The organism is Aeromonas sp. S9(2024), assembly GCF_041403185.1.
In the GTDB taxonomy this organism is placed as follows: Bacteria; Pseudomonadota; Gammaproteobacteria; order Enterobacterales; family Aeromonadaceae; genus Aeromonas; species Aeromonas enteropelogenes.
Genome location: NZ_JBGLRE010000005.1, coordinates 111,569 through 130,766, shown reverse-complemented (window position 1 = coordinate 130,766; position 19,198 = coordinate 111,569). Strand labels below are relative to the sequence as shown.

The window sequence follows — 19,198 nt, the reverse complement described above, 5'->3', positions numbered from 1 at the left end:
GGCATAACAGGGCGAGCCGGGCTCGCCCTCTCGGGTCAACTTAGTAACCGCTGGTGTTGGCCGGCTTTTCGCCGTGACCCAGGGTCGCCAGCAGGCTGGCCAGCAGGCTGGAGGCACCGAAGCGGAAGGTTCGGGCGGATACCCAGTCCTTGCCCAGGATCTCTTCGGCCATGGCGAGGTACTGGTCGGCAACGGCCGCGTCTTTCACGCCACCGGCAGGCTTGAAGCCCACTTTCGGGTTCTTGGCCTTGATCACTTCCATCATGATGCGTGCCGCTTCCGGGGTCGCATTGACCGGCACCTTGCCGGTGGAGGTCTTGATGAAGTCGGCACCGGCATCGATACAGATCTCGGAAGCACGACGGATCAACGCCTCTTCCTTCAACTCGCCGGTCTCGATGATCACTTTCAGCAGCACATCGGCGCCACAGGCTGCCTTACAGGCTTTGACCAGATCGAAACCGATCTGTTCATTGCCCGCCATGAAGGCGCGGTACGGGAACACCACGTCCACTTCGTCGGCACCGTAAGCGACGGCGGCGCGGGTTTCGGCCACGGCGATCTCGATGTCGTCGTTGCCATGGGGGAAGTTGGTCACGGTCGCAATGCGCACGTCGGCGGCGCCGATGTCACGCAGGGTCTTGCGAGCGATGGGAATGAAACGGGGATAGATACAGACGGCGGCGGTCAGACCGGCCGGAGACTTGGCCTTGTGACACAGGTCGATCACTTTCTGATCGGTGTCATCGTCGTTCAGGGTAGTCAGGTCCATCAGGTTCAGGGCGCGCTGGGCGGCCAGTTTCAGATCAGTCATTCTGTTCTCCAAAGTCTCTAAGTAGTCCGGATCCCGGGGCAAAGGCCTGCTTGTTGCAACGCAACCGGCAAGACTCGGCTCCCAAGGATACGGGAATGGAATTACAGCGCGTATGCAAAGGCATAGCTGGCTGCAAATAAGGCAAGAGCCCTGTCACTTTCTTACAAAAGTGCGGACTTGGTTCCATGAAGACTTGAGAAAGGCCGACAACATCTGACCCGACTTCCCAATCAATTCCATTTGACCGCCAACACCCGATTTCATCGGGCATTAGTCAATGCCAGCACCCTGCTGGCAATGCCTATTTCAGCCGAGATACCCCGTGTTTGCAAGCCGGATTTGCCATTTTCAGAGGTATCTCACATCTGGCAAATCCGGGTAGAAAACGCCTTACGAGAAGAAACGGGTGAGGATCCAGGAGTAGGCCAAGCCACCCAGATAGACCCCCACGATCCCCATCACCCCGGACAAGACCGGCGGCGCGGGGATGGGCAATTTGAGGAAAGAAAACAACAAGCCAACGATAAAGCCGGCCACCATCGCCAGTAGCACTTCATTCATAAAACCTCCGATTTGACTCATTTTATTATTAGTTTAGATAGGAAAACGGTTGTCACCGCCCCATACACAAACGCCACGGCAGATGCCGTGGCGTTTGTGTTTATACCTGTCTGGTCAGGCGATATTACATGCCGGACAGCGCCAGGAAGAAGCCTGCGATAGTGGCAGACATCAGGTTGGACAGAGAGCCGGCCAGTACGGCTTTCAGACCAAATCGTGCAATGGTGCCGCGGCGGTTCGGTGCCATGGACCCCAGACCACCCAGCAGGATGGCAACAGAGGAGAGGTTGGCAAAGCCGCACAGAGCGAAGGAGATGATGGCCTTGGTGTGATCGGACATGACGGCGCCATTGATCAGCAGCTCATCTTTCAGGTACGGAGCAAAGTTCAGGTACGCCACGAATTCGTTCACCACCAGCTTCTGGCCGATGAAGGAACCGGCAACCACGGCTTCGTTCCAGGGCACACCGATCAGGAAGGCCAGCGGGGAGAAGATCCAGCCCAGGATAAGCTCCAGAGAGAGCTCGGGCATGCCAAACCAGCCACCCACACCGGAGAAGATACCGTTGATCATGGCGATCAGGCCGATGAACGCCAGTAGCATGGCACCTACGTTCAGGGCCAGTTGCATACCGGCAGAGGCACCGGCAGCGGCAGCGTCGATCACGTTGGCCGGTTTGTCATCCAGCTCGGCATCGGCGGCGCTTTCATCGTAGTTCGGGGTCTCGGTCTCGGGCACCAGCAGCTTGGCGAACAGCAGACCACCCGGAGCAGCCATGAAGGATGCGGCAATCAGGTACTCCATCTTGACGCCCATGGAGGCGTAACCGGCCAGTACGGAGCCGGCTACGGAAGCCAGACCACCACACATGACGGCAAACAGCTCGGAGTCGGTCATCTTGGAGATGTAAGGACGAACTACCAGCGGGGCTTCAGTCTGGCCCACGAAGATGTTGGCAGTAGCAGAGAGGGATTCGGTGCGGGAGGTACCCAGCACTTTCTGCAGGCCACCGCCCAGCAGCTTGATCACCACCTGCATGATGCCCAGATAATAGAGCACTGCGATCAGGGAAGAGAAGAAGATGATGACCGGCAGAACACGGAAAGCAAACACGAAGCCACCGCCGCCGAATACTTCAAACATCTTGTTGCTGACCAGACCACCGAACAGGAAGTCGATGCCGTTCTGGCCATAGCTGATCACACTGGATACGGCGTCGGATACGCCCACCAGAATATCGCGACCTACCGGTACATAGAGCACGAAAGCGCCCAGACCGGCTTGAATTGCGAACGCACCCAGTACGGTACGTACGTTAATTGCCTTGCGATTGCTGGAGAACAGCACCGCGATAAGGACGAGCGTTGCCATCCCCACCAGACCCATGATTAAGCTCATTATTATCTTCCTCTAGTAGCACCTATCTTGTTAGCAACTTGTAACCTCAAGCCGCTAATCAAGGGGAGCGCATTATACTAATTAAAGGCCTTTAAAATAGAATGCTGGTCACATTTTATCAGTGTCAAAATGATCGATTGTCACAAAAGTAGACGGCAAACGATTTTTACGCTCATTTTTTTTTCTGCCGCCCAAAAGCCTTGTTGCATATATGTTTCAGCATTGACGCTCGGGATGGAAAAGTTCAAGGGCAGATTCATGCAACACCATTGCAACATCCACCATACCTTCCTCTCTTATTGAAGCCAGAGTAGTCACTATTTTTACTAATGACGCAGGGGTATTGCGCTGCCCCTGGTCCCCTTGCAACGGCATGTCGGGCGCATCGGTTTCCAGCAACAGAGATGAAAGCGGCATATCACGAAATGCCTCACGGGTTTTGTTGGCCCGCTCATAACTGATCACCCCACCGACCCCCAAGCGAAATCCCATCTGCCAGAAAGTGTCGGCTTGCTGCCGGGAGCCGCTGAACGCATGAATCACCCCCCCTCTGGCAGGTTTGAAACGACGCAATAGTTTGGCAACCGTGTCATTGGCCCGTACCGAGTGCACGATTAATGGCAGCTCATATTCACAAGCCAACCTGATTTGCGCCTCAAATAGCTCCAGCTGCCCCTCCTGGGGGACATGGGAACGCAGATCCAGCCCACACTCGCCTATTGCCACCAACCCGGCCGGGCGGCGAGCCACCAGCATCCGCAGCCGTTCCATCACCCCTTCCTGCTGTGCGCCGGCATACCAGGGGTGAATGCCCAAGCCATAGAAAATATCGGCATGCTGGCCTGCCAAAGCCATTACCCGCTCCCAGTTATCCTCAGCGATGGCAGGGATGATATACTCCCGGATCCCAAGCTGTCGGCAATTTGCCAGTAACACCTCCCTGTCCTTATCGAAGACGGGAAAGTCGAGATGGCAATGACTGTCAATCAGCTGCATATCACTACACCTATTTGCGGTATTTAATGGGTCATTCAACACAATGAAACACAGACACCATGGTTTTACCCTGATTGAGCTGGTACTGGTCATCATAGTGCTGGGTATTCTGGCAGTCATCGCCCTGCCCCGCTTTATCAATATCAAGGATGATGCGTTAAGAAGCAGTGTCGCGGCGACGGCGGGGAGTTTTGCCAGTGCGGTGCAGCTGGCTCATGCAGGATGGGCTGTTGCCACCAAGGGAGAGGCGGTCGCACTTTACAATTTGGGAAGCCATGGGGAGGGCAAGTCGGACATCAATCGCTACGGATGGCCGTCAGGCTCCGAAGAGGATTACAACCAACCCGCCAATACTCCCTATCAACCCGGTTCAGGAAACCATATCTCGGTCAGCAATCAATCGGATTGCCGTTTGCTGTTTACCGACCTCCTTGATGGCGACCAGACGGTAGCTTCTACCAACCAACCTGATGACATCAAAAAGCAGGCGGACTATCTTTCGGACATGGTTGGCCCGGGACATCCTGATGAGGAGGAGGGTGATGAGATGCATTACAACTGCCGCTATATCCTGCGCGACTCGATGGGCCGCTTCCAGACTGGTTCAGATTATGAAAACGGCCTCGGCTTTGAGTACAACAGCGTTACCGGTGCCGTGACTCGCAATTTTGACTAGAGGAAGAAGAGGTCTTTTCCGACTGATCTTTTGATGACTCCTCATCGTAACGCACCGGCGTGCAGCAGCGCCGGTTTTGCGGTGTGAGCCCCCACTCTTCGCACCATGCGTCGTAACGGGCCAACCAACGCAGCAAGACTCCTTTCATGCTCATAGCATCCCTCTTTTCTTGTTCAGTCGAACACCATGCTACCAGAGAACACTCGCTGAACAAGCTGCCAGTCTGCCCACATCAGTGCCAATAAAAAAGCCGGGCAGCAGTGCTGACCGGCTTCTCTGGATTGATTTTACGAGGCATATACCCGGCTTAGAGGCTCTTGAGCTTCTCTTCAGGCAGGGCAAGCTCGTCATTGCGGTTGACCCCGATCCCCCGTTCCAGCACGTGACGGGCGATGGCGTGCGCCTCTTCCAGAGAGTGCATGCTGAAGGTACCGCACTGGTACTCGTTAAGCTCGGGGATCTGCTTCTGATCCTGCACTGTCAGCACGTCGCTCATGGCCGCCTGCCAAGCCACCCCCACCCGCGCCTCGTCCGGCGCACCAATCAGACTCATGTAAAAGCCGGTGCGACAACCCATGGGGGAGATGTCGATGATCTCGACCCCGTTACCGTTCAGGTGATCGCGCATGAAACCGGCAAACAGGTGCTCGAGGGTATGGATGCCACGCTCGGAGAGGATCTCCTGGTTGGGCACACAGAAACGCAGGTCGAACACGGTAATGGTGTCCTTGTTCGGGGTCTGCATGGTCTTGGCCACGCGTACCGCTGGGGCTTCCATACGGGTGTGGTCAACGGTAAAACTGTCCAATAACGGCATTTCTGACTCCTGATTGGGTTACCAGAACCAGCCCCCGGTGGAGAGCTGATCCTTGCATTGTCGATACTGGGCGCCGTAGCGTTGGGCTCGGGCCTCTACCTTGCGGGAGGTTTTCATCAACCAGCCCTTGCTTCGATAGCTGCCACGCCGGTAGCCACCCCACCCTTCGTGATAGTTGAGATACTGGCCATACGCATCCCACTTGGAGGTGCCGTTCAGCCGCTGGGCTTTGTGAGTGTACCAGCCCATAAAATCGATGGCGTCGGCAAAATCGTCCCGGTCACTCCAGCTGTTGCCGGTTTCCCGCTGGTAATCAGCCCAGGTTTCATCTTTCACCTGAGCGTAGCCATAGGCGGAACTGGCCCGCCCGGTCGGGATGAAGAGGAAATACTCCATGGGCGGCTGGGCGTCATGTACGAAGGAGGACTCCTGATACATCATGGCCATGACCACCTGGATCGGGGTACCCCACTTCTCGTTCATCTTGAGGGCCGCCTCATGCCAGTCAGGCTTCTCGCGAAAGATCTGGCACAGGTTTTCCGGCTGGGCCGGCGGCCGGCTACTACAGGCGGTCAGGCCAGCCAACAGGCCTGCCACCACAACGAGGCGCATCCACATCAGATGGCGTCTTCGTTCTCTTCGCCAGTACGGATACGAATGACCCGCTCCACGTCACAGACGAAGATCTTGCCGTCACCAATCTTGCCGGTGCGGGCGGTGTTCTGGATCGCTTCCAGGCAGGCATCGAGATCCTCATCCTGCACCACCAGTTCCAGCTTCACTTTCGGCAGAAAGTCCACCATGTATTCGGCACCGCGATAAAGCTCGGTGTGCCCCTTCTGGCGGCCAAAACCTTTGACTTCGGATACCGTCATGCCGTTGATGCCGATCTCGGCCAGAGCCTCGCGCACATCGTCCAGCTTGAACGGTTTGATGATGGCTTCAATCTTCTTCATGGTGACTCCTTACCAGTTCTGTTTGCCAAACCCGGATGTGATGGGGTAACGGCGATCCTTACCAAAGTTGCGGGCCGTGATGCGGGGACCGACTGCGGCCTGACGGCGCTTGTATTCGTTGAGATCCACCAGACGGATCACCTTTCGCACCACCGCCTCTTCGAACCCTTCGGCCACCATGTCGGCAACCGAGGCATCCTCTTCGACGTAGCGCTTGAGGATGGCATCCAGGATGTCATAGGGAGGCAGGCTGTCCTGATCCACCTGATCCGGCGCCAATTCTGCCGAAGGGGGACGGTCGATGACCCGCTGGGGGATCACATAATCGACCGAATTACGGTATTCGCACAGTTTGAAGACCAGGGTCTTGGACACGTCTTTAAGCACGTCGAAACCGCCGGCCATGTCGCCATACAGGGTGGCATAACCCACCGCCATCTCGCTCTTGTTACCGGTGGTGAGCACAATGCGACGACGCTTGTTGGAGAGCGCCATCAAGAGCACGCCGCGGCAGCGAGCTTGCAGGTTCTCTTCGGTGGTATCGCGAGCCGTGCCTTCAAACAGGGGAGCCAGCTGACCCATAAACCCTTCGAACATGGGCTCGATGGAGATGATGTTGAATTCAACACCCATCCGCTCGGCCTGCTCCTTGGCATCTTCCACGCTCATCTGGGCGGTATAGCGAAATGGCATCATCACCGCCTGCACCTTATCGGCACCGATGGCATCGGCCGCAATCGCCAGAGTCAGGGCAGAGTCAATACCGCCGGAAAGCCCCAGCACGGCGCCCTGAAAGCCGTTTTTGGTGACGTAGTCCCGTACCGCCAGCACCAACGCCTGATAGGTTTCGGCCAAAGGATCCAGCGGCGCAGCCGGTTCCCACTCTTTCACCGGCTCACCATCGGCAAAGCGTACCAGCGCCAGCTCTTCGGCAAACGGCGCCAGCCTGTGAGTCAGCTCGCCATGGCTATTGAAGACTTTTGAGCAGCCGTCGAAGATCAGCTCATCCTGGCCACACACCTGATTGAGGTAAATCAGCGGTACGCCGGTCTGATCGCAGCGCTCCGCCATCAGCTCGCGGCGGATCCAGGGTTTCTCCTGATCGTAGGGTGAGGCATTGATGGTGAGCAGCAGCTCGGCTCCCGCCGTCCTGGCGGCCAGCGCCGGGCCTGCTTGCCAGAGGTCTTCGCAGATAAGCAGACCCAACTGATGACCACGGAACGGCACGACACATGTCTCGGTGCCTGCCGTGAAGTAACGCTTCTCGTCAAACACCCCGTAGTTGGGCAGATCCTGCTTGAAGTAGCGCGCCACCAGCTTGCCCTGCTCGTAGAGGGAGGCGGCGTTGTAAAGTGCCTCTCCTTCCCGCCAGGGGTGCCCCACCAGAATGGCGCAGTTGCCTGCCCAGGCTGCAATTCGAGCTAGCACGGCATCAACCCGGAGCATGAGATCACTGCGCAGCAGCAGATCTTCCGGCGGATAGCCGGTCAGAGCCAGCTCGGAGCAGACCAGCAGATCGGCCTCTTGCCGATCTGCCTCGGCGGCCGCAGCCAGCACCTTGTCACAGTTTTCTTCGATGGCGCCTACCGTCAGATTCAACTGGGCAAGCATCAGAGAGAGGGCTTTTGCCATGGCGATGCATCTTAAAATCAAAAATGATGGGGAATGATAAAGAAAAGGCGCTGGCTGTGCCAGCGCCCGAGGTTCAGGGGGTACAAGTCAGGTTCGCCGCATTGCTGACTCCGTTGTCCACCAGCAGGGCACAGGGGCCCGTGATCACCTGGCCACTGGCAGGCGGCGTCATGGCGATACTGAGGGAGGCCGGCTTCAACAAGTAGGTTTTATTGCCCTGAGCGCTATAGGATAAATTCACAACCAGATTACTGTTTTGTGCGGCAGAACAAACGTATGTAGCGGGCTGGTTGTTGGTTTTTGGCACATCGATACGACAGGTGGCTCCCGTGGTTGTCGTAGTGACTGTCAGCCCGCTGAACGTGTTGGCCTTACAGGACTCTGGAGTGGCATTTTGCCCATTGCCCTGCTCAAGACACTCGATTCGTCCCGATACGGTCAGGGTCGGCACCGTCTGGGAGCTGGTATCGATCGCCACCGGCATGGTGGCACTCTTGGCCTCGCTCTGATCCACCGGAGAGATGAGCGAAGCGGTGATCCCCGAGTTCCCCTGATAGGCGGTTACCTTGATCGAGGCACTCTGTAACACGTTGGACGCATCCTTGGTGCTCTTCTTGGCCGACAAATAACCACGGCTGTAACTGCCAAAGTAGTAGTTGCTGAGATCAACCACCGTCTTGACCGTCTCGTTGGTCACTCCCACGTAATCAGAGGTACTGCCGGTGAGCTGGCCATTCAGGGGCACCAGGCTCCACTCCGCCAGCATGGTCAGGTTGATGTCCTGAAACGGGATCCGGGCCAACAGATCCTGTGATGTCAGATCAAGCTTCGCGAGATTGTCTGGCGAGAGCACATCCACATAGATACCGCGGGCAATCAGCTGGGCCGTCCCCGTGTTCATGGTGATCTTGGTGCTGGTGTCTCCTCCCGCTGCCGCGTTGGTAGGCAGCCAGTCGGCAAATTCAATGATCGAGGGGGGCGTTGCCGTGGGGTTCGAAGTCCAGTTGAGAGTGTTCTTCTGCCAGGTAACATAAGTGGTAACAACGTACTTGATGTAGTTCTGATAGCTGGTCTGGTTCTCAGCCTTGGCGAGGAAGTCGGCGCTGGTCACTATGACTTTGATCAGATTCCAGTCCGGCAGGGGACGATAGTAGCCATCGAGCCGGACAAAGCGGCAGGCATCGACATAATTCCCGCTATTGACCGATGAAAGGGAGGTGCTGTAGCGCTGCCGGCTGGTATGAAGCGGCGAGTAAAACTGGTCGAAACTGCTGCCACTGCCATCGAAGTGATCCTTGCAGCAACTGGTACAGAGGGCCGGTTGATCCTTGACGCTGCTGTTGAGTACCCCTGTCTGCTTGATCACCTGGGAACCCGCATTCCAATAAAGCAAATTGCTGCTGGTCAGGGTGGCCTGGCCGGGCAGATAAGCGTTTATGCTCGAGCCATAGGTACAGGAGCAAGAAACCGAGGCCAGATCCTGCAGCACCTGCTGGGTGTTGCCGCCATTGTCGGGCTTGTAGGTGACCGTCTCGAACTGCACCAGCTTGCCAACCGCACCATCCTTGGAAGTCACGGTCGGCAGCGGCTTGCTGGTCTCCTGCTTGCGACCCTCCTGATCGATCTGGATGGAGATGACATCAGGCGCAACTCCGGGGGTATAGACCACGTGGGGCGGCTCGCGACTGGTATCCAGCCCGCCGTTGAACTGATTCTGAGTCAGCGACTCCGCCGGCGACACGGCCCCGGAGAGCAGCAAGGAATGAGCCTGCCCGACGCTGTCGCTCCAGCTGACGGTCACATTGACTACCTTTCGGCCAGGATAGGAGAACAAATAACCCGCCGGGATCGTGGTCTGCCAGGCAGAACCATTCCAGTACTGGTTGCTGACGGTCCAACTCAGGGCATAAGTCCCCCCGCCATCGGCGGGAGTGGCCGAACTGGTGCCCGCCGTTATGTTGTTGTAGGCCGTGAGCGGCGAAACCGCACTCACCACCCCGTTGAAGGTGCGAAACGCATCGAGTTGTGACTCGGCCAGCCGCATGGCCACCTCGTAGCGGCGACTATCCTGGGAGGTATTGAGCAATGAGCGAGACATGGCCACCAGACCTGCCACACCCACCCCAAGCAGAACCAGGGTGATCAAAATCTCCAACAGCCCAAATCCCTTGTGCGGTTTCATAGATGCTCCTACCAGTCCCGCCAGCTACCAGGCACCAGATTGATGCTCTGAAACGCCGCCCCATTTTCAATATTGCTCAACACCGCCTGATCATACTTGGCATCGAAGGTCCCATTGGCCGTCTTGCCCAGCTGATAGTTGGCTACTACAGCGCCGTTGACGATTGCTCCCCCCTTCAGGCTGACGTCGGTGGTGGCTGTAGCGGGCGTGGCTGAGTAGGCGAACACCAGTCCGTACAGGGTCGCATTCCCGTTCACCATCAGGTTGCCGTTGCGTATGATAAGCACGACCGGCGCAGCGATCGAACCGATCGACCCACCCGGTTTGCAATCACCATCGACGATGATGAGACCGCGCGAGGCGGTCGAGAGTGAATCGCAATTGGTCAGCAGTTGCACCGCCCGAGACTCCAGATTGGCCCAGCCGGCAGCATCATCATTCTCGTTGAACAGATACCAGACCAGATCCGTGGGGAAGTCGGTATCGTTGTCCTTGATGTCCGATTGTTTGTCGCCCTTCTGGCTGATGTTGGCGCTGCAGCCTCCGCTGTAGTCCCCCTGATGGCAGGTCTGACCGGAGCCATTTGTCAGGTCCACATTACCGTTGGTCCAGATGGAGAGCGGCACTCCAGGTCCCCCTCCGTTAGGATTAGCCACCACGGTAAAGTTGCCGGATACGGCCATGCCACCAGCTACCGTCAGGGGGGCGGCCGGGGTGCCGGCCAATACGCTTATCTTGATAGCCTTTACCTCAACCTCGGCATTGGCCGTCGCATCAACCAGGGTCGCCTGGGTGCGTATTTTCACCGGTGTTACACTCGCCCCCCCCACGATCACAGCCGGTTCATCCAGCGCAAAGAGGGTGTAATTGCCGGCCGATACGGTGACGGAAACACCGCTGCTAGGGGTACGCCAGGTGGCATCCTGCGCAAGCCGCCCGACCCCGTCCGACACCCCCAGTTCGGCCAACGCCAGCGCCTGGCGATACTGCACCTCGTTGAGGCTGACACGACGATCCGCCACCATCAGTTTGCCCACCAGCAACGAGATGCCAAGCAGGATCACGATAAGCAGCAGGGTGATGGTGAAGGTAGTAAAGCCGAGATGACGTTTCATGGCATCAATACCCGTCGTTGCGCAGCTTGATATCGCGCTGCAGGGTGAGTTTGAGTGCGGAGTTCGCCTTGTACTGACCCGAGATGGCCATGCGCACCGTCCTCGCGCCGGCCGAGGCGCTACTGCCAAACAGCGAGAAGGTCAGATCGGTTACCTCTATGGTGTTGTCGGTGCTGAGCAGGTTGCCAGTGCTGCAACTGGTGCCAAGCTGCACCCCTTTGTCAGCACTGTCATAGCTGTAAATAAAGGTTTCATCAGAGCCAAGAGACCCGTTGTTATCATCATCGTATTTCAGTCTGATGCAGCGATAAATCTTGGAACCACTGACGGTCTCATTCATCAGATCGCTGCTCGTATCGAAATAAAACGGGGATCTGGCTCCCGATGCCGCCCCAAGAAATGCAGTCGCCCCCTGATCGTAACCGGTTCGCTGCACGTCACGGGCTATCATGTCAGTGATGCTCTGCAGCTCCTGATTGAGGCGACTCACCTGCATGGATGTTTGATTGGCCTTGAGGATGGTGGCAAACAAAGATGTCACTGCGGCGACCAGAAACAGACCCGCGACCATGGCCACCATCAGCTCCACCACGTTGAATCCCCTTGGTGCTTTCAACATGCAGGCACTCCACTGACATTGCTGACACCACAGGTGCGCACACGCCCGACATTATTGGTCTTGACCTGCATGGAGTAGGTACCGGACGAAATGGCAATATTCCCCGCCGCCAAGGTGGCCCTTCTGGGCGAGATACTTAGAGGCCTGACATTGGTCACCGATTCACTGTAACTGGCCACCAGGCTGATACCGGGGTATTCGCTGGCATCGGCCCCCTTGCGTCCCTCAATGCTTGAGCAGGAATCGCTGCAACTGCTGCAGCTACCATCAATATGGATTCGATAACACCAGTTACTGGTGCCGCTGTTGAAGATAATAAACTGCAAGGTGCGATTACGTTTGATCGCTTCTGACTTGAGCAGCATCACATCCGTGTATACAGCCTGGGTGGCTGCTTTGACCATTTGTTCCTGGCGCAAAGACTGATAGCTGGGGATCGCCACGGTCAGGAGCAACGCGACCAGCGCCAGGGCAATCATCAATTCAATCATGGTAAAACCGGCGGAGCGGCACTCTGCGCATTCCATTGGCTAAAGACTCCTTTCTTTTCGCACATGCCAGTAGAGTGTGGTGTCAGTACTATCCTATAGTATCTATCTGTTTAACGAACCCTGCCGCCCCCATGAGAATCAAACAATCAGGCATTACCCTGCTGGAATTGATGGTGGTAGTCGCCATCGTCGCCATCATTGCCGCTGTCGCCTACCCCAGTTTTACAGATGGTCTGCGTAAATCCCGTCGGGCTGAAGCCGTCAAGGGGTTGCTGACCATGCAGCTCAAACAGGAAGAGTTCCGCATCTCCAATGCCAGCTACAGCAGTGCTGTAGCCAATGTGGGCAACCCGACCAGCGATTACTATACCTTCACCATTTCAGGCGCCACTGCCACCGCATACACCCTGGTTGCAACCAGCAAGGGTGCCCAGGTCGGCGACAAGTCCGGCAGCACCAGTTGCGACAGCCTGACCATCAACAAGGCCGACATCAAGACCCCGACCGAGTGCTGGAAATAAGTTTTACCAGCATTCGGCCGTTGTCATGGTGGCACGCGATACCCCCTGCTGTCCGCTCTGATCGAGAGTCAACAATCCACAGGGGTCGCCATTCATCACACCGGTCGGAATAGCCGTCAGGGTATAACGGGCCCCGCTGGCATTGAGCGCCAGATTGTAATAAGCCGTACCACCGTCCCTGGGCAGGGTTGCCAAGCCGGCAGAGGCCAGGTTGCCAGTGTCGTAATTGCCATTGGCGGTAAACTCCCGCTCCAGATATTGCGCGGCTTCCAGCAAAGTCGCTTTGGCTTCGGCCCGCTTGGCGGACGCCATGTAGTTGTTGTAACTGGGATATGCGATCGCAGCCAGAATGGCGACCACGACCACCACTATCATCAACTCAATCAGGGTAAATCCACGTTCCATTCCAGCCTCTACTCCAGTTGCAACCAGGACTGACGACCACCCAGATCGCCCGCCCCCTCTTCCAGCGTGACCGAGATGTTGCCGCTGGAGCCGCTGATGTATTTACGCTCCATATCGGCATCCTCCACTACGCTTGGCGTCGTGGTGAGCTCGTCAAATTGCTTGCCACTGACCGGCACCTTGATGTCATTGCCAGCCTCATCCTTGATCCCGACATAGTCATCATCGTTGACGGCTCCGTCGCCATTGACGTCGAATACCGAGTAGGTGAGGCGGGCGCCCGAAACAGGATCCAGCTCCATCAGCCAGGAGCGGCCACCAAAATCGCAGGCATCAGCCGACGGTATCAAGGTGTTGAAGATGAGCCGCTTGTGGCGGTACAACATCTCGGAAACGGCTCGCTCCCCGACCCCCTTGCTCAGCCCGGGTGATTTCAACACCAGATACCAGCCCTTCTGGCTGGTGTAATTGACATCCCTGCTGGAGACCACCCGCACATTGAACTTGATGGTGGTGCCATTGGCCACGAATTCATGGGTAATGCTCTGCTGCAACAACTGGCTGCGGCTCACCTCCGTCCCCGTATCCCAGATGCCGTAGACGGCCTCCAATCTTGGATTGGTGGGCAATGACTTGTCATCATTGGTAAAATAGCTGCCCGTGCCCATCAGCACCATGATCCCTCCCCTGGGATGGCGGATCGCCAGCGGCCGCATGGTGATGGGCTGGCGTGTGCTGGCCGAGCAGGCGCCATCGCAAGCCTGGAACAGCGGCTTGGGTTTATTGCCGGCCTTGAACGCGATTCCCCATTGGGCTCTGTTGTTGTCCCTCAGGTCGAATTTCCAGAGATTACCCTGCAAATCGCCAGCATAGACATAGTCGACCACCCGATCGCCATCCTCATCCACAGGCAATGGCGAAGAGAGGCCATTGGGCTCGCTGGCCGAGCCTACCTGGGTGTCGATCTCCTTGATAACGGCGCCGGTCGCCAAATCCAGCACAAACAGCCGTGCCGTCTGGCTGTTACTGTTGTACCCGTTGGCCACCAGGGCGACCCACTTGTTGTCGGCCTTGACCCGTACCAGCGTCGGGGCGGCCAACGCGATCCCCATCTCGGAATGGGTGAACTCCCACAGCATCTTGTCAGCGGTGAAGTTGTTCGGTGCGGTCACATCGATGGCGAACACCGCCTTGCCTCCCGCTCCGGTAGAGCCCAGCAAGAGGGTCTTCCAGCGACTCCCCAGATAGGCATCCCCGACCCTGGGCGTCCCGTCCACATAGTAGCGGTGGTTGTAATCCGGCCTGGTCAGCTGGGGCAGTTCCCCCAGCAGGCTGGCCGGGATATAGGCCAGTTGCTCGACACCGTCGGCCACCCGAAAGCCGTGCAGCATGCCGTCATTGGCACCGACATAGAGCATGGGCGGGCGACGGGCGATCGCCGTCGAGCTGAGGAACGCCTGATAGCTCTCCCGCTCGGTCTGGGTCAGGCCAGTCGCGCTGCTGTAGCCGTAATCGCGCTTGCCCACATAGACGGGATCCGAGTTGATGATGTCACCGAGCAGATCGCTGCGATTACGAAATACCCCGCCATTGCGCTGCTCGCCACCGCGCTCACCGCGCAGATAGGCGACCCGGCTTTCTCCCAGATTGTCACCGGCAATATTGAGCAGGGTGCGGTTGGTATTGTTAAGCGCCTCCCAGGTGAAGGCGATGCCGGCCCCGCCTTGCCGGGTGAAGATGCTGCGTGCCGAAGGCTCCGGTATCTGGGTGGCGGCATCCCAGGCGATATTCCCCAGAGAGCCATCACTATTAAGCGGGATCGAGACCAGTTGTCCCGACCAGTCACCGCTGTTGTAACGGGCCTGGTAGATATGGGTGTTGCTGTCGAGACGGGTGGCGTTGGCCGTTACCGAACTGGCGGAGCTGTTGCGGGCGGCAATCTGTGCCAAAGTACTGCTCAGGGCCTCGGCGAAGGTATCCGGATCCGCCGCGCTGAAGAAACTCCCCTTGCTGTTGACGGCCGCATGCCACAAATCGTCGATCTTGAACTCATCGGAATCATAAGGATTCGGCCAGCTGCCCGGGATACCGTTGGCAGGATTGAGCGAACCGTTGACCCCAAGCCCTACGGTAAAGTTGACCAGATGCTGCCAGTTGGCAGGGTCTGCCGTGCTGGTCGGCACCTTGTTGGCCAGGTCGCGACGCAGATCCGTTTTCCAGTATTTGTAGGCCACGTCCGCCAGGGTGTTCTTGATGCCATCCTGGTCCTGATCGCCGACCGAGGGCGAATCACCGTTCCAGTAGCCATCCGTCATCAGAATGTTGTAGCTCTGGCGGCAGGTCAGATGAGGAAGTGTGCTGCCGGCACGGGCAGACCAGGGGCCGTTATTGTCACTGCGGGAAAAATACTCCCCTACCTCTTTCAGGCTGGTGCGCAGCGGTGTCCCCTTCGCCGGAATGTCGCGGCCATACAGCTCATCGAAAAAAGCGGTTCGATCAGTACCTGAAAAAGGGGTGACACCGCGGATCACGCTGCCGCTGGCATTGATGGTGGCAAAGCCGACCCGAATGGCCTCCCCCTGGCTGGCGAAGGCTCTTCCTACTCCGGCCCGGGCCGCTAGGATCCGCGAACGATAATAGGTGTACCAGTTGGCAAAGTTCTGAATTTCCTCGTCATAGGTACAAACGGGCGCATTTTTGCAGTCACTGCGATTGGGGCGACCGTCATAGATGGTGGCCACCGCTTTGTTTATCACCACCCGGGTATAGTTCTTGGCGTTGAATACATTGCCACTTCCCTTGTAGTCAAAATAGACAGCCGGCCAGAAACTCTCGTCTTGGTTGTAATAATAAGGAGAAAACTCGGTGTAATAGATGGCCCACCATGCTCGATTGGTTTGAGTCAGGTCGCGACAACCGGCCGCCGTCTTCATAGGGTTGTGAGGGGCACAGGTCACTTTGGCATTGGCCATCAAGGAGCCATCCGCATTGACCCAGGGACGATAGGTCAGCTGCGGGTTGTAATAGAGCTTGTTGTTATGGCTGGAGCGCACGTAGGCATTGCGGGCATTGTCGCTGGCAAAGGTGATCGTATAGTTGTCGTAATCATCACTTCCGTAGACTTGGCTGGCACGTGGATAGACATAGCGTGCATCGTTCTCGATCAAGGACTCGGGCATGATCTCGAAATGCATCGAGCCCGAATCATCCAGAGTAAACATGATATTGGGATCGGCTCGGGTGCCGAGATAGAGGGGAACCTGGGCAATATCGAGCGCCGCCTGCGCCGAAGCGCAGCAGAGCATCACCGAGAATCCAAAACCGAGTTTACCCATACCCCGCCTCCTAGCGACTATAGGTCGATTGCAACAGCACCCGGCTCTCGTCCGAGAGACCAAATCCCCTTGCCGTGATGCGATAGAGGCGACGCTCGCTGATGGGCTCATCGACCGCCAGATTCTCGTTGCCCCCCTGGGTATAGGGCAGCCGTTCGATAAAGTACTCGGGGGCTCGCCCCGCCAGACCGCTGTTGGCATAGGTGCGCCAGGATGTGGAGGGTGATGCGGGATCCACCGCTGTATCGACAAATTCATACAGGCCCGCGCTGTTGTCATAAGGACCCGAGTGGCCAGCCTCGATATAGCGTTCGGCGGCGCGCAATCCCGCTTCCGCCGCCTGCAGCGCTTGCAATGCCTCCTTCTGGTTGCCAGCCATCTTCTCCTGCAGCTGCGCGCCCCGCATGCCGGCCATGCCCAGCAGGCTCACCATGACCAGAAAAATCAGGCTGATCACCAGCGCCATCCCCTGTTGTCGATGCATCATGACTGGGCTCCTCAAGGTAACCGGTTACGCAGCGCGACCGTGGTCTCGGCTACCCAGTACCAGTTGCGATCGGTCGCCTGGAAGGTGGCGCCGGCAAAGCTTAGAGCTTGCGGGGCCGACACCACATTGCCCTGATTGCTGCGCATCAGAAGCTGCACCCCAATCCCCAGGACGTTGTCCCAGTTTGGATTGCTGGCGGCGCTCACATAGCGATCCGTCGCCCGATCCCGGTTCTGATCCTCCCCGAACGTGAGCTGCATATTGGCCACCCCTTCGATAAGAGGCATACCGATGGCAACTCCGCTCTTGCGATAGAGGGCATAGGGGCTGTTGGCCGAGGGGCGAGCGATATAGTAGAGGCGGGTTTCCACCCGGTTCAGTGTCGAGCCCGGACCGAAACGCTCCTCGACCGGGCTGCTTGCACCGCCCCAGGAGCTGGTGGCGTTGCCTGGCGTGTATTTGTTGTCATTGGAGTGGCCGATATTGACCTCGTCCCCCCCGCCGACCAGCTGGGTCTGGGTGATCTGGAAGATCCTCGCCTTCTGGCAATCGGAGACCATGACGATATCTCCCAAGCACAGATCGCTGTAACCCTGCTTGCCGGTGCCGCAATAATTCGCCTTGCTGGAGAGATGCTGAACGAACAGCTGGGCGGCGCTGTTGTTGCGTACCACAGGCACCCCGACGCCAGTAGGCCCCTGCACCAGCAGCACATCGCTACCCGGCATGGGCCTGGGCTCAGAGCCCGTGAACAGGGCAGAAAGAGGGGCTGGCAAGGTGGCCGTCACATTGTCATAGCCACGCAAAAAGGTAGTGAAGTTGTAGGGCAGTGCCGCGCTGTTGTTGAGGGTATTGGTGATGTTGACCCCCTGTTTGCTGAGGCACCCCTGATAGCCCACCATCCGCAGCTCCTTTTGCAGCAGATGGGTGGCAAACCCGCTGTCTTCCCGTACCCGGGCAATGGCCTCGCCAGTGAGATAGGTTTTGTGATTGCCAAGAAATACCTGAATGATGACCCCCACAGTCACCAGCGAGAGCACCAGGGCGATCATCACCTCGACCAGGCCAATCCCGCGCTGGCGTAGTGGCAAACCGGCCCTGCTCATAGATCCGTCCTAAGGGTCATGCTGCGCGATGCAGGATCGGTGGCCAGCCGGCTGCTATCCCACTGAATGGTGATGGTGGCCCTTCCGGCGCTGACCGCCACGGCACCATCGCCACCCGGCAGCTCGCTCAATACCCGCTTCCAGTGCAGCAAGTCCTGTACCGCCATGGAGCTGCCCGAGACCGTCTCGCCCAGATCGATGTTGTATTGCCCGATCAGGGCCGCACTGCGATTGGCTCGCATCATGTCGTTGATCATGTAGGCGTACTGGGTCGCTTCGGTGCGCGTCAGGGCAGACTGATTGCTCTTGAGTGCCTGCAGCTGCAGGGTCGCCATGCCCAGAATGCCGATGGAGAGCACCAGCACCGAGATCATGATTTCAAGCAGTGACAAGCCCTGTTGTCGTGTCATGGGCAACGTACCTCGGCGATGGAAGGGCGACCTGCCGCAGTGATGGTGATATCGCGGGCAGCCTCGTTGCGACACCCTTCCGGGCGCAGGGCAAACACCTGCGATGCCTGTGAGCGGCCATCGAGAAAACCGTCGCCACTGAAGCGCAACAGAGAGGTATTGCTGCTCAGGGTACCTGTCTCCATATCGGGGAAACCCCGCAGCAACTCGCCGTTATCGAGCCTGCCGTTGCCATTGCCATCGACCCAGATCTGCCAACCGGCCTCCCAGTGATGCTGGGTCAGGTTCTCGGCCGAGGCGGACAGGGTCACCGCCGCATTGCGGCGAATGGCTTCGGAACGGGCAAGGTTGATAGCTGCCACAAAGTTGTTGGCCTGGGTATTGAGCGTCATGCTGCGCAGCAGAGAGTTGAAGGAGGGCACTCCCAGCGTCAGCAAGAGAGAGACGAGCGCTATGGTAACCATCAGCTCGACAAGGCTAAAACCTGAACGCAAAAACATCCTGTTTCGCTCTGATTTGTTCCGGGGATGCAGACACAGCTCCATGTGTGTTCAGCCAGAGTAGGGGCTTGCAGGCAGTCTATGCCGGACACATTGGGTTTCAATCCTGTCTATTCAAAATTTCGAGCTACATCATCAATTTTCGCTGCGATCTGGTCGCGAACGTGCACAAAGGA

Annotated in this window: 20 protein-coding genes; 2 read left to right on the top strand and 18 right to left on the bottom strand. The window is 57.6% G+C overall.

Translation table 11 applies throughout. The features are described from left to right. Nucleotides 1-40 precede the first annotated feature (40 nt). The 4 genes from deoC to ACB028_RS10385 all read right to left on the bottom strand — a co-directional run bounded on the left by deoC (nucleotide 41) and on the right by ACB028_RS10385 (nucleotide 3,770). Nucleotides 41-814 carry a deoxyribose-phosphate aldolase gene (deoC, locus tag ACB028_RS10400; protein WP_371144220.1) on the bottom strand — a complete coding sequence of 258 codons (774 nt, stop codon included), beginning with the start codon at nucleotides 812-814 and terminating at the stop codon, nucleotides 41-43. A gap of 390 nt (nucleotides 815-1,204) precedes the next feature. Continuing rightward, a complete protein-coding gene (locus ACB028_RS10395) occupies nucleotides 1,205-1,375 on the bottom strand; it encodes a XapX domain-containing protein (RefSeq protein WP_005340467.1) in 171 nt (56 codons plus the stop codon). 124 nt (nucleotides 1,376-1,499) lie between these two features. Then, entirely contained in the window at nucleotides 1,500-2,774 is a 1,275-nt protein-coding gene (locus tag ACB028_RS10390; RefSeq protein WP_061476227.1) for a NupC/NupG family nucleoside CNT transporter, read from the bottom strand. Between the two features lie 216 nt (nucleotides 2,775-2,990). Then, entirely contained in the window at nucleotides 2,991-3,770 is a 780-nt protein-coding gene (locus ACB028_RS10385; RefSeq protein WP_371144219.1) for a TatD family hydrolase, read from the bottom strand. A 43-nt stretch (nucleotides 3,771-3,813) separates the two neighbouring features. On the opposite strand from ACB028_RS10385, the gene ACB028_RS10380 reads away from it, so the two are divergent. Continuing rightward, nucleotides 3,814-4,446, top strand: coding sequence for a type II secretion system protein (locus ACB028_RS10380; RefSeq protein WP_371144218.1), 633 nt, complete (start codon nucleotides 3,814-3,816; stop codon nucleotides 4,444-4,446). 307 nt (nucleotides 4,447-4,753) lie between these two features. On the opposite strand, the gene luxS is transcribed toward ACB028_RS10380, so the two are convergent. The 8 genes from luxS to ACB028_RS10340 all read right to left on the bottom strand — a co-directional run bounded on the left by luxS (nucleotide 4,754) and on the right by ACB028_RS10340 (nucleotide 12,294). Next, on the bottom strand, nucleotides 4,754-5,263 hold the full coding sequence (gene luxS / locus ACB028_RS10375; protein ID WP_371144217.1) for an S-ribosylhomocysteine lyase: 510 nt from the start codon (nucleotides 5,261-5,263) through the stop codon (nucleotides 4,754-4,756). Nucleotides 5,264-5,281: 18 nt separating this feature from the next. Next, a complete protein-coding gene (locus ACB028_RS10370) occupies nucleotides 5,282-5,875 on the bottom strand; it encodes a transglycosylase SLT domain-containing protein (protein WP_061476378.1) in 594 nt (197 codons plus the stop codon). Nucleotides 5,876-5,880: 5 nt separating this feature from the next. Beyond that, nucleotides 5,881-6,219, bottom strand: a complete 339-nt coding sequence (gene glnB, locus ACB028_RS10365; protein ID WP_026455772.1) for a nitrogen regulatory protein P-II — start codon at nucleotides 6,217-6,219, stop codon at nucleotides 5,881-5,883. Nucleotides 6,220-6,228: 9 nt separating this feature from the next. Further along, entirely contained in the window at nucleotides 6,229-7,851 is a 1,623-nt protein-coding gene (locus tag ACB028_RS10360; protein ID WP_371144216.1) for an NAD+ synthase, read from the bottom strand. Between the two features lie 73 nt (nucleotides 7,852-7,924). Further along, on the bottom strand, nucleotides 7,925-10,033 hold the full coding sequence (locus tag ACB028_RS10355) for a prepilin-type N-terminal cleavage/methylation domain-containing protein (RefSeq protein ID WP_371144215.1): 2,109 nt from the start codon (nucleotides 10,031-10,033) through the stop codon (nucleotides 7,925-7,927). 8 nt (nucleotides 10,034-10,041) lie between these two features. After that, nucleotides 10,042-11,148 carry a PilX N-terminal domain-containing pilus assembly protein gene (locus ACB028_RS10350; RefSeq protein ID WP_042071082.1) on the bottom strand — a complete coding sequence of 369 codons (1,107 nt, stop codon included), beginning with the start codon at nucleotides 11,146-11,148 and terminating at the stop codon, nucleotides 10,042-10,044. Between the two features lie 4 nt (nucleotides 11,149-11,152). Further along, a complete protein-coding gene (locus ACB028_RS10345; protein WP_026455775.1) occupies nucleotides 11,153-11,740 on the bottom strand; it encodes a PilW family protein in 588 nt (195 codons plus the stop codon). A 20-nt stretch (nucleotides 11,741-11,760) separates the two neighbouring features. After that, complete coding sequence (locus tag ACB028_RS10340; RefSeq protein WP_026455776.1) at nucleotides 11,761-12,294, bottom strand: GspH/FimT family pseudopilin; 534 nt, start codon at nucleotides 12,292-12,294, stop codon at nucleotides 11,761-11,763. A 95-nt stretch (nucleotides 12,295-12,389) separates the two neighbouring features. Between ACB028_RS10340 and ACB028_RS10335 the strand changes: the two genes are divergently transcribed. Beyond that, complete coding sequence (locus ACB028_RS10335; RefSeq protein WP_026455777.1) at nucleotides 12,390-12,779, top strand: type IV pilin protein; 390 nt, start codon at nucleotides 12,390-12,392, stop codon at nucleotides 12,777-12,779. A gap of 3 nt (nucleotides 12,780-12,782) precedes the next feature. On the opposite strand, the gene tppA is transcribed toward ACB028_RS10335, so the two are convergent. From tppA to tppE, 6 genes are read right to left on the bottom strand one after another with little or no spacing between them, the layout of a single operon-like run. Then, on the bottom strand, nucleotides 12,783-13,184 hold the full coding sequence (tppA, locus tag ACB028_RS10330) for a type IVa pilus pseudopilin TppA (RefSeq protein WP_042025847.1): 402 nt from the start codon (nucleotides 13,182-13,184) through the stop codon (nucleotides 12,783-12,785). Between the two features lie 8 nt (nucleotides 13,185-13,192). Next, nucleotides 13,193-16,519 (bottom strand): pilus assembly protein, encoded by a 3,327-nt coding sequence (locus ACB028_RS10325; protein WP_371144214.1) that lies wholly within the window; start codon nucleotides 16,517-16,519, stop codon nucleotides 13,193-13,195. 10 nt (nucleotides 16,520-16,529) lie between these two features. Further along, nucleotides 16,530-17,006 carry a PilX N-terminal domain-containing pilus assembly protein gene (locus ACB028_RS10320; RefSeq protein WP_371144213.1) on the bottom strand — a complete coding sequence of 159 codons (477 nt, stop codon included), beginning with the start codon at nucleotides 17,004-17,006 and terminating at the stop codon, nucleotides 16,530-16,532. An 11-nt stretch (nucleotides 17,007-17,017) separates the two neighbouring features. Further along, a complete protein-coding gene (locus ACB028_RS10315; RefSeq protein ID WP_371144212.1) occupies nucleotides 17,018-18,112 on the bottom strand; it encodes a PilW family protein in 1,095 nt (364 codons plus the stop codon). Then, nucleotides 18,109-18,522, bottom strand: a complete 414-nt coding sequence (gene pilV / locus ACB028_RS10310; protein ID WP_223379148.1) for a type IV pilus modification protein PilV — start codon at nucleotides 18,520-18,522, stop codon at nucleotides 18,109-18,111. Before pilV ends, ACB028_RS10315 begins: the two co-directional genes overlap by 4 nt. After that, the gene (gene tppE / locus ACB028_RS10305) at nucleotides 18,519-19,022 is read right to left on the bottom strand and encodes a type IVa pilus pseudopilin TppE (protein ID WP_042071071.1); all 504 of its coding nucleotides are present in this window, start codon (nucleotides 19,020-19,022) and stop codon (nucleotides 18,519-18,521) included. The genes pilV and tppE overlap by 4 nt, the downstream gene beginning before the upstream one ends. Nucleotides 19,023-19,198 lie beyond the last annotated feature (176 nt).

Bases quoted from the DNA above. Each gene is read 5' to 3' on its own strand.
- pilV (WP_223379148.1), bottom strand. From the start codon at position 18,522: ATGACACGACAACAGGGCTTGTCACTGCTTGAAATCATGATCTCGGTG.
- ACB028_RS10315 (WP_371144212.1), bottom strand. From the start codon at position 18,112: ATGAGCAGGGCCGGTTTGCCACTACGCCAGCGCGGGATTGGCCTGGTC.
- luxS (WP_371144217.1), bottom strand. From the start codon at position 5,263: ATGCCGTTATTGGACAGTTTTACCGTTGACCACACCCGTATGGAAGCC.
- ACB028_RS10380 (WP_371144218.1), top strand. From the start codon at position 3,814: ATGAAACACAGACACCATGGTTTTACCCTGATTGAGCTGGTACTGGTC.
- ACB028_RS10340 (WP_026455776.1), bottom strand. From the start codon at position 12,294: ATGGAATGCGCAGAGTGCCGCTCCGCCGGTTTTACCATGATTGAATTG.
- tppE (WP_042071071.1), bottom strand. From the start codon at position 19,022: ATGTTTTTGCGTTCAGGTTTTAGCCTTGTCGAGCTGATGGTTACCATA.
- ACB028_RS10390 (WP_061476227.1), bottom strand. From the start codon at position 2,774: ATGAGCTTAATCATGGGTCTGGTGGGGATGGCAACGCTCGTCCTTATC.
- ACB028_RS10395 (WP_005340467.1), bottom strand. From the start codon at position 1,375: ATGAATGAAGTGCTACTGGCGATGGTGGCCGGCTTTATCGTTGGCTTG.
- tppA (WP_042025847.1), bottom strand. From the start codon at position 13,184: ATGGAACGTGGATTTACCCTGATTGAGTTGATGATAGTGGTGGTCGTG.
- glnB (WP_026455772.1), bottom strand. From the start codon at position 6,219: ATGAAGAAGATTGAAGCCATCATCAAACCGTTCAAGCTGGACGATGTG.
- ACB028_RS10385 (WP_371144219.1), bottom strand. From the start codon at position 3,770: ATGCAGCTGATTGACAGTCATTGCCATCTCGACTTTCCCGTCTTCGAT.
- ACB028_RS10325 (WP_371144214.1), bottom strand. From the start codon at position 16,519: ATGGGTAAACTCGGTTTTGGATTCTCGGTGATGCTCTGCTGCGCTTCG.
- ACB028_RS10360 (WP_371144216.1), bottom strand. From the start codon at position 7,851: ATGGCAAAAGCCCTCTCTCTGATGCTTGCCCAGTTGAATCTGACGGTA.
- ACB028_RS10370 (WP_061476378.1), bottom strand. From the start codon at position 5,875: ATGCGCCTCGTTGTGGTGGCAGGCCTGTTGGCTGGCCTGACCGCCTGT.
- ACB028_RS10320 (WP_371144213.1), bottom strand. From the start codon at position 17,006: ATGATGCATCGACAACAGGGGATGGCGCTGGTGATCAGCCTGATTTTT.
- ACB028_RS10335 (WP_026455777.1), top strand. From the start codon at position 12,390: ATGAGAATCAAACAATCAGGCATTACCCTGCTGGAATTGATGGTGGTA.
- ACB028_RS10350 (WP_042071082.1), bottom strand. From the start codon at position 11,148: ATGAAACGTCATCTCGGCTTTACTACCTTCACCATCACCCTGCTGCTT.
- ACB028_RS10355 (WP_371144215.1), bottom strand. From the start codon at position 10,033: ATGAAACCGCACAAGGGATTTGGGCTGTTGGAGATTTTGATCACCCTG.
- deoC (WP_371144220.1), bottom strand. From the start codon at position 814: ATGACTGATCTGAAACTGGCCGCCCAGCGCGCCCTGAACCTGATGGAC.